Below are 12,975 nucleotides of genomic sequence, written 5' to 3'. Positions count from 1 at the left end.
GATGGCGTTGCCTGCGTACTGCGCCGGATCAAATGCAACGATTCTGGGGCAGATGTGGGTGACTGATGGCACATTTTCAACTGGCAGCCATAAAAAAACCGGCTGCCAGGTGGCAGCCGGTCATGACCCCTCGCGGGACGGTTTCGCCGTCCGGTTATTCCAGTGTGATGTTCTGATCGCGTGCGATCTTCTTGCGCAGGTCCAGCTCGCGCTTGATCTGGGCGGCGTACTGCGCCGGGGTGTTGCCGTCGGTGTAGGCACCGCTGTCGGCCAGGCGGCGCTTGACGTTGGGGTCCTGCAGCGCCTTGACCGCGGCATCATGCACGCGCGTGATGATTGCCGCCGGCGTGCCGGCCGGGGCCACCAGGCCGTACCAGGCCATGTTGTTCATGTCCTTCATGCCGGCTTCGGCAAAGGTCGGCACGTCTGGCAGGCCCTCGACCCGCTTGGGCGCCGCCACTGCCAGCGCGCGCAGCTTGCCGGCCTGGATATGCGGCATCGACGACGGCAGGTTGTCGAACTGCGCGTTGACCTGGCCGGCCAGCGTGTCGTTCAGCGCAGGGCCCGATCCGCGGTAGGGGATATGGACCATGTCGGTCTTGGTGATGTCCTTGAACAGCTCGCCGTCCAGGTGCGAGATGCTGCCCTTGCCGGCCGAGGCGTAGCTGTACTTGCCGGGGCTGGCCTGCAGCATCGCGACGAACTCCTTAAGGGTCTTGGCCGGCACCTTCGGGTTGACCGTCAGCACGTTCGGCACGTTGACCAGGTTGGTGATCGGCGCGAAGTCCTTGAGCGGGTCGTACGGGTTCTTGGGGTTGGTGGCGGGGTTGGTCGCCATCGTGCTGACGGTGGCGATGCCCAGCGTGTAGCCGTCCGGGGCGGACTTGGCGAGCGCGTCGGCGCCGATCGCGCCGCCGCCGCCGCCGCGGTTTTCCACCACCACCGGCTGGCCCAGCTCGCGGCCAAGGCCGTCGGAGACCGCGCGCGCAACGATGTCGGTGGTGCCGCCGGCCGCGAACGGAACGATCAGGCGGATCGGCTTGTTGGGGTAGGACTGGGCTTGGGCCAGGCCGTGGGCCAGGCCAAGGGCCGCGATGCAGGCGGCTGCGCCGGCGCTGATAACTGCTTTCAAGGAGTGCCTCCGTTCTTCTTTCACTGATTCGCCAGGCGGGCTGCAGGCGTTTCTTCGGACCCAGACCTTTCGTCTGCGCCCCGCGCTGTCACGGTTCCCCGCGCTGGCATGACCGGGCCGTGCCGGGATGCGGCGACGGCCGGCACCTTGCGATAGTTCCGCGATACGGAACCATGTTCCACAATGTGCGCGGATGCGATTCAACCGGGAAAGCGGGCGCAGGGGAATTGGTGAGAACCCGCGTATCAAGAAACCGGCAGCCATGCCGACCGCGCGCGCAAAGCAGCGCGGCGGAAATGAAAAAAGCCGGAAGCAAGGCTTCCGGCTTTTCCTGAATTCGCTGGTGGGGCGTGAGTGACTCGAACACTCGACCTACGGATTAAGAGTCCGCTGCTCTACCAACTGAGCTAACGCCCCAACGAAGAAAAAGATTTTAGCAAGGTATCTGATAAGACGCAATAGCCTTCGCGCAATTTTTGCGAGCCAGGCTGCACTGGCCGCTACAATGCCAGCCACCGCGCGCGTCCCGCGCGGTGGTTACTATCCAACTGCTTGCCCAGTCCATGCACGCCAGAGTCCTGCGCTATCTCGACGAGGTCGTCCGCCGCGGTTCGATCCGCAAGGCGGCCGAGCACCTGCATGTGGCGCCGACCGCGGTCAACCGCCAGATCCTGGACCTGGAGGCGGAACTGGGCGCGCCGCTGTTCGAGCGCATCAGCAAGCGGCTGCGGCTGACGCCGCTGGGCGAGATGGTGCTGGCCCACGTGCGCCAGACGCTGCGCGAGCACGACGCGCTGCGCGAGCGCATCGAGGACTTCAAGGGCGCGCGCCGCGGCGAGGTCACCGTGGCGGTCACGGCCGGCCTGGCGGGCTCGCTGATGCCGTCGCTGGTGCATGACTTCCGCCAGCGCTACCCGGGCATCGTGGTGCGCGTCGCCGACCTGCCGGTGGCCGATATCACCACGGCGGTGGGGCAGGGCGACGCCGACCTGGGCCTTGGCTATGACCTGCCTGAGCTGCCCGCCTTCCGCGCGCTGGCCACCAGCGACTGGCAGATCGGCGCGGTGGTGCCGCCGGGCCATGCGCTGGCGGCCCGGCAATCGGCGCTGCTGAGCGAATGCGTCGGCTATCCGCTGATCCTGCCGGCGCCCTCGCTGTCGATCCGCGCCATCCTGGATGCGGCCTTTGCCCGCAATGCGATCGAGGTCTCGCCGGTGGCGGAGTCCACCTCGACCGCGCTGATCCGGCAACTGGTGATGCTGGGCACCGGCATCGCGCTGCTGAACCCGCTCGATGTGATGGAAGAGCGCGCCCGCCAGGCGCTGGTCTACGTGCCACTGCGCGACCGCCACCTGCAGGGCCAGACGCTGACGCTGGTGGCGCGCGCTCGCGGCCCGCTCAGCGCCGCTGCCGAGCTGATGGCCGAGCGCATCGGCGACGCGCTGGCGGTCTTGTTCGCGCAGGCGCGCTGAGCAACAGGGTGTCGCAGGTGTCCACTTTTTGTGGACAGGATGATCGGAATTCTGCGCTTGGGGGATTGCACTTCGCCGCCGTAGACTGGCTGCCATCCAGTCCCCCAATTCGTTTTGCAGAAGGAATTCCGCCATGACCCTGATTGCCCTGAGCGCCGACGTGCTGGTCACCATGGATGCGCGGCGCCGCGAGATCCGCGATGGCGCCCTGGTTGCCGAAGGCCCCGCCGTGCAGTGGGTCGGTCCGACCTCGGAACTGCCGCCGCAGTACCGGCGCATGGTCGACGACGGCAGCGCGCAGGTGCTCGACATGCGCGGTCGCGTGGTCACGCCCGGTCTGGTCAACACCCACCACCACATGTACCAGAGCCTGACGCGCGCGGTGCCAGCCGCGCAGGACGCCGAGCTGTTCTCGTGGCTGACCAACCTGTACATGCTGTGGTCGCACCTGACGCCGGAAATGATCGCGGTGTCGACCAAGACCGCGATGGCCGAGCTGATGCTGTCGGGCTGCACCACCACCAGCGACCACCTCTATTTGTTCCCGAACGGCTCGCGCCTGGATGACTCGATTGCCGCGGCGCAGGAGATGGGCATGCGCTTCCACGCCGCGCGCGGCTCGATGAGCGTGGGCCGCAGCAAGGGCGGCCTGCCGCCGGACGTGGTGGTGGAAGAGGAGGCCGCCATCCTGCGCGACAGCCAGCGGCTGGTGGAGCAGTACCACGACAGTGCGCGCCACGCGATGCTGCGCGTGGTGCTGGCGCCGTGCTCGCCGTTTTCGGTGTCACGCGACCTGATGCGCGAGTCGGCCAATATGGCGCGGCACTATGGCGTGTCGCTGCACACGCACCTGGCCGAGAACGACAACGACATTGCCTACTCGCGTGAGAAATTCGGCCTGACGCCGGCCCAGTATGCCGAGGACCTGGGCTGGGTCGGACACGATGTGTGGCATGCGCACTGCGTCAAGCTGGACGACGAGGGCATCGCACTGTTTGCCCGCACCGGGACCGGCGTGGCGCATTGCCCGTGCTCGAACATGCGGCTGGCATCCGGCATTGCACCGGTGCGCGCCATGCGCGATGCCGGCGTGCCGGTGGGCCTGGGCGTGGACGGCAGCGCGTCGAACGACGGCGCGCATATGCTGGGCGAGGCGCGCCAGGCCATGCTGCTGCAGCGCGTTGGCTACGGGCCGGCCGCCATGAGCGCGCGCGAGGCGCTGGAGATTGCCACGCTGGGTGGCGCGCGCGTGCTCAACCGCGACGATATCGGTGCGCTGGCGCCGGGCATGTCGGCGGATTTTGTCGCCTTCGACATGTCGCAGGTCGGCTTTGCCGGCGCCGGCCATGACCCGGTGGCGGCGCTGGTGTTCTGCACGCCGGCCAATGTCGCGGCGAGCGTGATCAACGGCAGGGAAGTGGTGCGCGACGGTGCACTGCTGACGGCCGACCTGCCCAACGTGCTGCTGCGCCATCGCGCGCTGGCGCGCACGCTGTTCGAGCGCGCCAGCCAGGGCGCCTGATGCACGGGCCGCTGTGGCGTGGGCACGTGCCTGCGCCGCGGCGGATTAGCCAATCAGGCACGCGCACAAAGCAAAAGGCCGGAAGCATTGCTGCTTCCGGCCTTTCTGTATTCGGTGGTGGGGCGTGAGTGACTCGAACACTCGACCTACGGATTAAGAGTCCGCTGCTCTACCAACTGAGCTAACGCCCCAACGAAGAACGAGATTCTAGCATGATTTTCGGCGCTGTCAAATGTTTGACGCACTTGCCGGAACAACCCCGTCATTGTGACCGGGAGCCACACATACGCGCGGATGGAACTCGAAGGCGGCCGTGATGGTCTTCGCAATGAGCGCATTCGCATGGGCTCTATCCATACGATTTTGCCGGAGCCATGTTAGGATGTTTCTCCACTTGCATATGGAGGGCTGCACCGATGGAAATCAAATTCCAAGAGCAAGAGCGCTACGACATCAATAATGAAGGCTTGTTGTTCCAGGCACTTGTCAATGGCGAGAAGGTGACTTGCGTGGTGACACGCGAAGCACTGTGGGAAGGCTTCAGTGCCGACCAGGTACTGTCGCTGGAAGAGGCATTCCGTGCCGGCCGCGAAACCATCGAACGCGCCGCCGTGGTGCTGATCGAGCAGGGCGCGCCCCAGCCAATCGTCGTCAAGCGCGCCCACGTGGCGCCGATCTGATGCGGATGGATGCCCCGGCCAGGCCCCGGCATGCCGCGGGCGCCTATCTGTTATCAGGTTCCCAGACGTAGGGCCGTCCGGCCTTGCGTGCCAAGCCGGCAACGCCGGCACAGGCAGATCCCCGCTTTTCCCGTTTCAGTTTCCAGGTTTTTCCTGCAGCCGTACTGTTGCTGAACGCTGGTGCGCGGCCGCCGCTCATGCCGACGCGCCGGCGCTTCAGTTCATTGTGCTGCCGGGGTCGCGGCGCCTGGTCGTGATGCGCATTCTTCAAAGATCCGCACGGTGCATTGCGCGCAGATTTCCGGCGAGAGCTGGCCGACGATCGTGTGCAGCGCCTGCCGCTTCGTCGGGAAGATATGGTCGGCTCCGAGCTTGTCGGTAAAGCCGGTCTGCGCCCAGGTCTGCAAGACCTGCGTGCGCGGGCGGTGGAAGTACAGATCGCCGCCCAGCGCGCGCCGTTCGGCGAGCTCGTTTTCCCACATCTCGGCACCGGCCAGGTCGATGAAGTTCATGCTCTTGGTCATTGCCAGCAGGTGCGTCTGGCCGGCGTTGACCGTGCGCAGCCAGTGCAGGCGATCCGTCACGTACTGCACCGCGCCGAAGTAGATCGCGCCTTCCATGCGCAGCAGCTTCAGTTGCGGGCATTCCGGCTGCGGGCGGCGCAGCTCGTCCAGCGGCGTGAAGCGCCGGCCGGGATCGTCGGCATCGGGCACCAGGCTGCGCACGGCCGGCCGCGAGGTGCGGTACAGGTAGGCCACCAGCGACAGCACGGTGCCGAGCAGCACCGCCATCTCCAGCCGGATTACCAGCGTGGCGGCGAAGGTGCCGATGGCGATGGCAAATTCCGTGCGGCTGAGCGTGAAGATGCGGCGCAGCCGCGCGGTGTCGAGCAGGCCCCACGCCACCAGCAGCAACATCGCGGCGATCGCCGCCATCGGGATCTGTGCCAGCAGCGGGGCGCTGACGGCCACCAGCGCCACCAGCCACAGCGCCGAGAACACGCTGGCCAGCGGCGTGCGCGCGCCGGCTTCGAAATTGGGCACCGAGCGGTTGAGCGAGCCGCACGAGATATAGCCCGAGAAGAAGCCGCCCGCGATATTGGACAGGCCCTGGCCGATGAACTCGCGGTTGGCGTCGATATGCTGGCCCGAGCGCAGCGCCACCGCCTTGGCGATCGAGATCGACTGGCCCAGCGCGACGATGGTCAGCGCCGAGGCGATGCCCAGCAGGTCTGGCAGCTTGCGCCAGTCCACATCGGGAAGGTGGAAGCGCGGCAGCGCCGACGGGATCGGCCCGACCACGTTGACATGGTGGGCGCCGCCCGCGCCGGACTGGTTCAGCAGCAGCGCCACGCCGTAGCCGGCCAGCAGCCCCAGCAGCATGAACGGCAGCCGCCGCCACAGCCGCTTGCACAGCAGCGTCACCACCAGCGTGACCGTGCCTACGGCGGCCGCGCCCCAGTTGATGGCGTCGATGTTCTCGAACAGGTGGCGCAGCACGCCGAATGCACTGGTGCCGGTCGGCACCGCCAGCCCGAACAGGTCCTTGAGCGCATACAGGCCGATCAGCGTCGCGGCGCCGCAGGTGAAACCGAGCAGCACCGACGGCGAAATAAAATTGGCCAGCGTGCCCAGCCGCAACGTGCCCACGGCGAGCTGCATCACGCCCACCACGATGGTGACCGCCAGCGCCAGCCCGATATAGGCCGGGCTGCCGGCAAACGCAAGCGGGCTCAGCATCGCGAACAATGCCAGCGAATTGGCGTTGGTCGGCCCCGACATCACGTGCCAGCTCGAACCGAACAGCGCCGCCACGATGCACGGCACCACCGCGCTGTAGATGCCATATTGCGGCGGCAGGCCCGCCAGCGTGGCGAAGGCCACGCCCTGCGGCAGCACCAGCACGGCGCCGAGCAGGCCGGCCACCAGGTCGGCGCGCAGCGTGTTCTTGTCGACGCGCTGGCTCCATGGGAACAGGCGCGGCAGAAGTGATCCGGGATGGGACGCGGGCATCGGCAATGAAGGGGCAGGCTCAGCCGGCCTCGCCGCCGCGCCCAGGCGGTGGCGAGGCAACGGATTCGGGCGGGGTGGATTCGGGCAGGTTCGGCTGCGGCGCCAGGCCGGCCAGCATGGCGTCGAGCGCGCGGTAGACCTCGGTCAGGCGCTCCGGGCCGAGCCGCTGCGCCAGCTCCTGGTAGCGTGCATCGACCAGCGGCTCCATTTGCACGATGATGGCGCGCGCCGACGGCGTCAGGCTGACCAGCTGGCGGCGCTGGTCGGTGGCGGAGCGGGTCCGTTCGACCAGCCCTGCGTCTTCCATGCCGCACAGCATGCGGGTCAGGCTGGGGCTCAGGATCAGGCAGGCATCGGCCAGCTGGTTCGGCTCCATCGGCTCGCGCTCGTTGAGCGTGCGCATCACGCGCCATTGCTGCTCGGTGATGCCGAACTGCCGCAGGATCGGGCGAAAGCCAGCCAGCAATGTCTCGCGCGCTTGCAGCAGCAGGTGAGGAAGGTTGCGGTGGCGGAACATGGCCTGGCGGGTGTGGCTCATGCCCGCAGTGTAGCGGGCGCGGCGCCGCGCGGCGAGCGGGGCTTGTGCGGACTTGCCTGAACCCGCGCGCGGCGCCAGCGGCGCGTTCAGTTGCAACTGAGCGTGGCGACCACCGGCGTGTGGTCCGACGGCTGCTCCCACGTGCGCGGCACGCGGTCGATCACGCAGGCGCTGCAGCCGCTGGTCAATGCCGGCGACAGCAGGATGTGGTCGATGCGCAGGCCCGCATTGCGGCGGAACGCCATCATGCGGTAGTCCCACCACGAGAAGGCCTTCTCCGGCTGCTCGAACTGGCGGAACGCATCCGCCAGGCCGAGCTCCACCAGTGCGGCAAAGGCGGCGCGCTCCTGCGGCGAGACCAGGTTCTGGCCTTCCCATTTCTTGGGGTCGTGCACGTCGCGGTCTTCCGGCGCGATATTGAAGTCGCCCAGCAGCGCCAGCTTCGGGTAGCGCTTCATTTCTTCGCGCAGCCACGCCGTCATCGCGTCCAGCCACTTGAGCTTGTAGACGAACTTGTCCGAGTCCGGCGCCTGCCCGTTGGGGAAGTAGGCGCAGACCAGCCGCAGGTCGCCATAAGTGGCAGCGATCACGCGCTGCTGCGCGTCTTCGAAGCCGGGGATGTTGCGCACCACGTCGGCGGGGCCGGGCATGCTGGCGTCGCGTGCGAGGATGGCCACGCCGTTGTATGTCTTCTGCCCGGTGTAGATGCTGTGGAAGCCCGCGTTCTCCAGTTCGGCCAGCGGGTACTTGTCGTCCGGCAGCTTCAGTTCCTGCAGGCACAGCGCGTCGATCGGCGCGCCGGCCTGGTCCTGCTCGGCCAGCCATTGCAGCACCTGCGGCAGGCGCACCTTGAGCGAGTTGACGTTCCAGCTGGCAATGCGAAGCGGGCCGCTGGCGGGCAGGGCGGCCGCGCTCATGCTGCCATCCCGCCGTGGCGCAGCAGCGCGTCGATCTGCGGCGCGCGGCCGCGGAACGCGACAAACGAGTCCATCGCCGGACGGCTGCCGCCCACCGACAGGATCTCGCGCTGGTAGCGCGCGCCAGTCTCGCTGTCGAGCACGCTGCCCGACAGCTGAGCGGCTTCCTCGAACGCCGCGTACACGTCGGCCGACAGCACCTCGGCCCACTTGTAGCTGTAGTAGCCCGCCGCATAGCCGCCGGCGAAGATATGGCTGAAGGTGTTCGGCCAGCGCGACAGCGGATGCTGTGGCACCACGTGCACGCGGTCGTTGATCTGGCGCGACAGGTCCAGCACCGAGGTGGCGCCGGCCGGATCGAAGTCGGTGTGCAGGTGCATGTCGAACGACGAGAACACGATCTGGCGCAGCGTCATCATGCCGTTCTGGAAGTTCTTGGCGGCCAGCATGCGGTCGAACAGCGCGCGTGGCAGCGGCTCGCCGGTGTCGATGTGCTGCGTCATGCCGGTCAGCACCTCGTACTCCCAGCAGAAGTTCTCCATGAACTGCGACGGCAGCTCCACCGCATCCCATTCCACGCCGTTGATGCCCGACACGCCGAGCTCGCCCACCTGCGTCAGCATGTGGTGCAGGCCGTGGCCGAACTCATGGAACAGGGTGATCACTTCATCGTGCGTGAACAGCGCGGGCTTGTCGCCCACCGGCGCGGAGAAGTTGCAGGTCAGGTAGGCCACCGGCGTCTGCACGCCGCCTTGCTCCAGCACCTTGCGGCCGCGCGCGTCGTCCATCCAGGCGCCGCCGCGCTTGCCTTCGCGCGCGTACAGGTCGATGTAGAACTGGGCCAGCAGTGTGCCGTCGGCGGTGGTGACGCGGAAGAAGCGCGCGTCCTTGTGCCAGGTCTGCGCCTGCTCGGGCTCGATGCGCACCGAGAACAGCTTCTGCACCACGCCGAACAGGCCCTCGAGCACCTTCGCTTCCGGGAAGTACTGCTTGACCTCTTGCTCGGAGAACGCATAGCGCTGCTGGCGCAGCTTCTCCGAGGCATAGGCGACATCCCATGGCGCCAGCTCAGGCAGCCCCAGCTCTGCGGCGGCAAAGGCCTTCATTTCGGCCCAGTCCTTCTCGGCGTAGGGGCGCGCCTTGACGGCGAGCTCGTCGAGGAACTTCAGCACCTCGGCCGGCGATTCGGCCATCTTCGGCACCAGCGAGACTTCGCCGTAGCACTGGTAGCCCAGCATCTGCGCCTCCTCGCGGCGCAGGGCCAGCTGCTCGCGCATATTGGCGGTATTGTCCCAGTCGGCCTGGCCCTGACCATGCTGCGGGCCCAGTTCCGAGGCGCGCGTTACATTGGCTACATACAGGGTCTGGCGCAGCGCGCGGTCGTCCGCGTACTGCAGCACCGGGAAGTAGGACGGGAAGTGCAGCGTGAATTTCCAGCCGGCCTTGCCATCCTTCTCTGCGGCATGGCGGGCGGCTTCCCTGGCGTCATCGGGCAGGCCGGACAGGCGGCCCTCGTCCTCGACATGCAGCGCGTAGGCGTTGGTGGCATCCAGCACGTGGTCGGAAAAGGCCTTGGACAGCTGGGCCTGCTGCTCCTGGATCTCGGCGAAGCGCGGCTTCTTGCCTTCAGGCAGTTCGGCACCGCCCAGGCGGAAGCCGCGCAGTTCGTTCTCGATCAGCTGGTGGCGCGCCGCGCTCATGCCGGCGAACTCCGGGCTGGCAGCCAGCGCCTTGTACTTCTCATACAGCGCCAGGCTCTGGCCGAGCGAGGACCAGAACTCGGTCATGCGCGGCAGGTTCTCGGCGTGAGCCTTGCGCAGTTCGGGCGTATCGGCCACGGCGCTCAGGTGGCTGACCACGCCCCAGGCGCGGCCCAGCGGCTCGGTGGCCGCTTCCAGCGCCTGCACGGCGTTGCTCCAGTCGGCGGGCGTGGCCGGATCTTCGGCGCGGGCGACGGCCTGCTGCGCGCGTTCCAGCAGCACGTCCAGCGCCGGGCTGATGTGCTCGGGCCGGATCTCGGCAAAGCGGGGCAGGTCGGAAAAGTCCAGCAGAGGATTGGTAGCGTTGGCGGCTTGGTCCATGGCGTGTTCTCGGTTGGCTGGCCTCGATCGGGCAATAATCCCGCAGATGGGGCCGGGGCGCCGGATTTTCCAGGGCCCCGGGTGGCGTATCGTACGCGCGGCCTCAGCCGGCGGCGCGCTCGGCGGCTTCCAGCGTATTGACCAGCAGCATGGTGATGGTCATCGGGCCGACGCCGCCCGGCACCGGCGTGATGTAGCCGGCGACTTCACGCACGCCGGCAAAGTCGACGTCGCCGCACAGCTTGCCGTTGTCGTCGCGGTTCATGCCCACGTCGATCACCACCGCGCCCGGTTTGACCATGTCGGCGGTGATCAGGTTGCGTTTGCCGACCGCGGCCACCACCACATCCGCGTCGCGGGTATGGGCGCCGATGTCGCGCGTCTTGCTGTTGCAGATGGTGACGGTGGCGCCGGCCTGCAGCAGCAGCATCGCCATCGGCTTGCCGACGATATTGGAGGCGCCCACCACCACGGCGCGGGCGCCGCGCAGCGGGAACTGGACCGATTCCAGCATCTTCATGCAGCCGTAGGGCGTGCACGGGCGGAACAGCGGGGCGCCGGTCATCAGCGCGCCGGCATTGGCCACATGGAAGCCGTCGACATCCTTTTCCGGGGCGATGGCTTCAAGCACCTTGTGGCTGTCGATATGCTTGGGCAGGGGCAGCTGCACCAGGATGCCGTGGATGTTGGGGTCCTGGTTCAGGGCCTCGATGCGGGCCAGCAGTTCCGCCTCCGACAGGTCGGCCGGGTAGCGGTCGAGCGAGGAATGAAAGCCGTTGTCCTGGCAGGCCTTGACCTTGTTGCGGACGTAGACCTGGCTGGCCGGGTCCTCGCCGACCAGGATCACGGCCAGGCCGGGCCGGTGGCCACGCTCGGTCAGGCGGGCGGCGCGCAGGGCGGCTTCGGAGCGGATTTGTTTGGCAAGGGCATTGCCGTCGATCAGTTGGGCAGGCATGGAGGCAGGGCGGGTTTGTGGCCGGGAGGTGGAGGTGCCGCCGCGCGCCGGAGCGCGGGTTGGGCTAAAGGCGGAATTATAAAGGTTGCGTGGGGCTTGCCGCACGGAGCTTGAGCGGGTGCAAGGCCGGGCGGGGGCAGCGCTGGTAGCATCGGCCGAATGCACACCGCGCTTCCATCCCTGCTGTCCCATCCCTTGCTGCTGTTGCTGTCCCTGGCGGCACTGCTGTGGGCGCTGACGCGCCGGCCCTGGCAGCTGTTGCGGCGCAATGCGCTGCAGAACGCCTGGCTGGGTGCGATGGTGCTGGTGGCGCTGCTGTGGACGTTGCGCGCCACCCTGGTCGGCGGGCTGGTGATCCAGTTGCTCGGCGCCACGCTGATGGTGACGCTGTTCGGGCTGCCGCTGGCGCTGCTGTCGCTGTTCGTGGTGGACGTGGTGTCGCTGTTCGGGCTCGAATACCTGGCCGGGCATGGCTGGGCACAGTTCGACTGGCCCTCGCTGTGGGTGCGCTACGTCTGGCTGGCGCTGCTGCCGGCGCTGATCTCCGCAGCGTTGCAGGCGATGATGCGGCGTCTGCTGCCGCGGCATCCGTTCGTCTTTATCCTCGGGCACGGCTATTTCACGGCCGGGCTGGCCGCGCTGGGCGCCCGCGCGGCCGAGGCCGGCTGGCGCCACCTGACAGCGCCGGGCCTGCCATGGAGCATTGCCGATACCCTGACGGCAGCCGTCATCCTGGCCTTTGGCGAGGCCTTCCTGACCGGCATGCTGGTGGCGATTTTTGTGGTCTATCGGCCACAATGGGTGGTCACGTTCCGGGACGAGGAATACCTGGACCGCTGACGGGACTGAGGGGGCAGGGGCGGCGCCGGACGGCGCGCGGAGAGGGCAGCCGATGCGGCCGCGGGCCGCACCGGGTCAGGCAGAGGCAGGCGCCAGCCGCTCAGCTGTTGCGTGACAGCGCCAGGCGCAGCAGGTCGGCGACGGTGTTGACGTTGAGCTTTTCCATGATGTTGGCGCGGTGCGCCTCCACGGTCTTGATGGAAATGCCCAGGTCGTCGGCGATCTGCTTGTTCAGGCGGCCGGCAACGATGCGCTCGAGCACCTGCTGCTCGCGCGTGGTCAGCTTGCCCAGCAGGTCCTTGGCGGCGCGCTGCTCGCGTGCGGCGGAATGGTCGGTGCGGGCCTTGGTCAGCATGCGCTCGACCAGTGCGCGCAGCTCGGACTCATCGAAGGGCTTTTCGATGAAGTCGATGGCGCCGCGCTTCATCGTCGATACCGCCATCGGCACGTCGCCGTGGCCGGTGATAAAGACGATGGGAATGTCGATCTGCTCGGCCAGCATGCGCTCCTGCAGTTCCGGGCCGCTCATGCCGGGCATGCGCACGTCAAGGATCAGGCACGACACCTGGCTGGCATCGTAGGCGGCGAGGAACTGCTCGGCGCTGGTGAAGCTGCGCACCTGGTAGCCATTGCCCTCCAGCAGCCAGGTCAGCGAGTCGCGCATGGCTTCATCGTCGTCGACGATGAACACGGTCTCGCCGCGGTGGGGCGTGGGGTTTGGCGTTGCGGTCATGTAGTCTCCTCGGGACAACAATTCATTGCTGCGAAGTGTAACCGGCAGCGGCCCTCTGTGGCGAGACAGGCCCCCCACATCCGTGGGGGAAAC

11 protein-coding genes and 2 tRNA genes are annotated in these 12,975 nt (G+C 67.6%); 4 read left to right on the top strand and 9 right to left on the bottom strand.

The window, feature by feature from the left end; all coding sequences use genetic code 11:
- Nucleotides 1–154: 154 nt before the first annotated feature.
- Both AC3WRR_RS23040 and AC3WRR_RS23035 read right to left on the bottom strand, forming a co-directional pair.
- The gene (locus AC3WRR_RS23040) at nucleotides 155–1,132 is read right to left on the bottom strand and encodes a tripartite tricarboxylate transporter substrate binding protein BugE (RefSeq protein ID WP_010813084.1); all 978 of its coding nucleotides are present in this window, start codon (nucleotides 1,130–1,132) and stop codon (nucleotides 155–157) included.
- A gap of 341 nt (nucleotides 1,133–1,473) precedes the next feature.
- Nucleotides 1,474–1,549: transfer RNA gene (locus AC3WRR_RS23035), tRNA-Lys, on the bottom strand.
- Nucleotides 1,550–1,695: 146 nt separating this feature from the next.
- On the opposite strand from AC3WRR_RS23035, the gene AC3WRR_RS23030 reads away from it, so the two are divergent.
- The gene (locus tag AC3WRR_RS23030; protein ID WP_492298229.1) at nucleotides 1,696–2,604 is read left to right on the top strand and encodes a LysR family transcriptional regulator; all 909 of its coding nucleotides are present in this window, start codon (nucleotides 1,696–1,698) and stop codon (nucleotides 2,602–2,604) included.
- A gap of 133 nt (nucleotides 2,605–2,737) precedes the next feature.
- Nucleotides 2,738–4,126 carry an 8-oxoguanine deaminase gene (locus AC3WRR_RS23025; RefSeq protein WP_010813082.1) on the top strand — a complete coding sequence of 463 codons (1,389 nt, stop codon included), beginning with the start codon at nucleotides 2,738–2,740 and terminating at the stop codon, nucleotides 4,124–4,126.
- Nucleotides 4,127–4,241: 115 nt separating this feature from the next.
- On the opposite strand, the gene AC3WRR_RS23020 is transcribed toward AC3WRR_RS23025, so the two are convergent.
- Nucleotides 4,242–4,317 (bottom strand) — tRNA-Lys (locus AC3WRR_RS23020).
- 225 nt (nucleotides 4,318–4,542) lie between these two features.
- Here AC3WRR_RS23020 and AC3WRR_RS23015 point away from each other — a divergent pair.
- Nucleotides 4,543–4,806 carry a DUF1488 family protein gene (locus AC3WRR_RS23015; protein ID WP_010813081.1) on the top strand — a complete coding sequence of 88 codons (264 nt, stop codon included), beginning with the start codon at nucleotides 4,543–4,545 and terminating at the stop codon, nucleotides 4,804–4,806.
- A gap of 221 nt (nucleotides 4,807–5,027) precedes the next feature.
- Here AC3WRR_RS23015 and AC3WRR_RS23010 read toward each other — a convergent pair whose 3' ends face one another.
- The 5 genes from AC3WRR_RS23010 to folD form a co-directional block, all read right to left on the bottom strand.
- A complete protein-coding gene (locus AC3WRR_RS23010; protein WP_492298227.1) occupies nucleotides 5,028–6,818 on the bottom strand; it encodes a SulP family inorganic anion transporter in 1,791 nt (596 codons plus the stop codon).
- A 19-nt stretch (nucleotides 6,819–6,837) separates the two neighbouring features.
- The gene (gene hpaR / locus AC3WRR_RS23005) at nucleotides 6,838–7,356 is read right to left on the bottom strand and encodes a homoprotocatechuate degradation operon regulator HpaR (RefSeq protein WP_010813079.1); all 519 of its coding nucleotides are present in this window, start codon (nucleotides 7,354–7,356) and stop codon (nucleotides 6,838–6,840) included.
- Between the two features lie 86 nt (nucleotides 7,357–7,442).
- On the bottom strand, nucleotides 7,443–8,273 hold the full coding sequence (gene xth, locus AC3WRR_RS23000; RefSeq protein WP_010813078.1) for an exodeoxyribonuclease III: 831 nt from the start codon (nucleotides 8,271–8,273) through the stop codon (nucleotides 7,443–7,445).
- The gene (locus AC3WRR_RS22995) at nucleotides 8,270–10,354 is read right to left on the bottom strand and encodes a M3 family metallopeptidase (protein WP_011615025.1); all 2,085 of its coding nucleotides are present in this window, start codon (nucleotides 10,352–10,354) and stop codon (nucleotides 8,270–8,272) included. The genes xth and AC3WRR_RS22995 overlap by 4 nt, the downstream gene beginning before the upstream one ends.
- Nucleotides 10,355–10,457: 103 nt before the next feature.
- Nucleotides 10,458–11,309, bottom strand: coding sequence for a bifunctional methylenetetrahydrofolate dehydrogenase/methenyltetrahydrofolate cyclohydrolase FolD (folD, locus tag AC3WRR_RS22990; protein WP_010813076.1), 852 nt, complete (start codon nucleotides 11,307–11,309; stop codon nucleotides 10,458–10,460).
- A 159-nt stretch (nucleotides 11,310–11,468) separates the two neighbouring features.
- On the opposite strand from folD, the gene AC3WRR_RS22985 reads away from it, so the two are divergent.
- Entirely contained in the window at nucleotides 11,469–12,149 is a 681-nt protein-coding gene (locus tag AC3WRR_RS22985; protein WP_492298226.1) for a hypothetical protein, read from the top strand.
- A 100-nt stretch (nucleotides 12,150–12,249) separates the two neighbouring features.
- On the opposite strand, the gene AC3WRR_RS22980 is transcribed toward AC3WRR_RS22985, so the two are convergent.
- On the bottom strand, nucleotides 12,250–12,882 hold the full coding sequence (locus AC3WRR_RS22980; RefSeq protein WP_010813074.1) for a response regulator transcription factor: 633 nt from the start codon (nucleotides 12,880–12,882) through the stop codon (nucleotides 12,250–12,252).
- Nucleotides 12,883–12,975: the final 93 nt, after the last annotated feature.

It is taken from the genome of Cupriavidus sp. FW305-3-2-15-C-LB2, from assembly GCF_058787575.1.
Note: the sequence above shows the minus strand (reverse complement) of the source record. Positions and strands in the feature narration are given on the sequence as shown.

What these genes read in the sequence shown, in the direction of transcription:
- AC3WRR_RS23030 (WP_492298229.1), top strand. Translation starts at nt 1,696, where the DNA reads ATGCACGCCAGAGTCCTGCGCTATCTCGACGAGGTCGTCCGCCGCGGT.
- AC3WRR_RS23025 (WP_010813082.1), top strand. Translation starts at nt 2,738, where the DNA reads ATGACCCTGATTGCCCTGAGCGCCGACGTGCTGGTCACCATGGATGCG.
- folD (WP_010813076.1), bottom strand. Translation starts at nt 11,309, where the DNA reads ATGCCTGCCCAACTGATCGACGGCAATGCCCTTGCCAAACAAATCCGC.
- AC3WRR_RS22980 (WP_010813074.1), bottom strand. Translation starts at nt 12,882, where the DNA reads ATGACCGCAACGCCAAACCCCACGCCCCACCGCGGCGAGACCGTGTTC.
- AC3WRR_RS22985 (WP_492298226.1), top strand. Translation starts at nt 11,469, where the DNA reads ATGCACACCGCGCTTCCATCCCTGCTGTCCCATCCCTTGCTGCTGTTG.
- xth (WP_010813078.1), bottom strand. Translation starts at nt 8,273, where the DNA reads ATGAGCGCGGCCGCCCTGCCCGCCAGCGGCCCGCTTCGCATTGCCAGC.
- AC3WRR_RS23015 (WP_010813081.1), top strand. Translation starts at nt 4,543, where the DNA reads ATGGAAATCAAATTCCAAGAGCAAGAGCGCTACGACATCAATAATGAA.
- AC3WRR_RS22995 (WP_011615025.1), bottom strand. Translation starts at nt 10,354, where the DNA reads ATGGACCAAGCCGCCAACGCTACCAATCCTCTGCTGGACTTTTCCGAC.
- AC3WRR_RS23010 (WP_492298227.1), bottom strand. Translation starts at nt 6,818, where the DNA reads ATGCCCGCGTCCCATCCCGGATCACTTCTGCCGCGCCTGTTCCCATGG.
- hpaR (WP_010813079.1), bottom strand. Translation starts at nt 7,356, where the DNA reads ATGAGCCACACCCGCCAGGCCATGTTCCGCCACCGCAACCTTCCTCAC.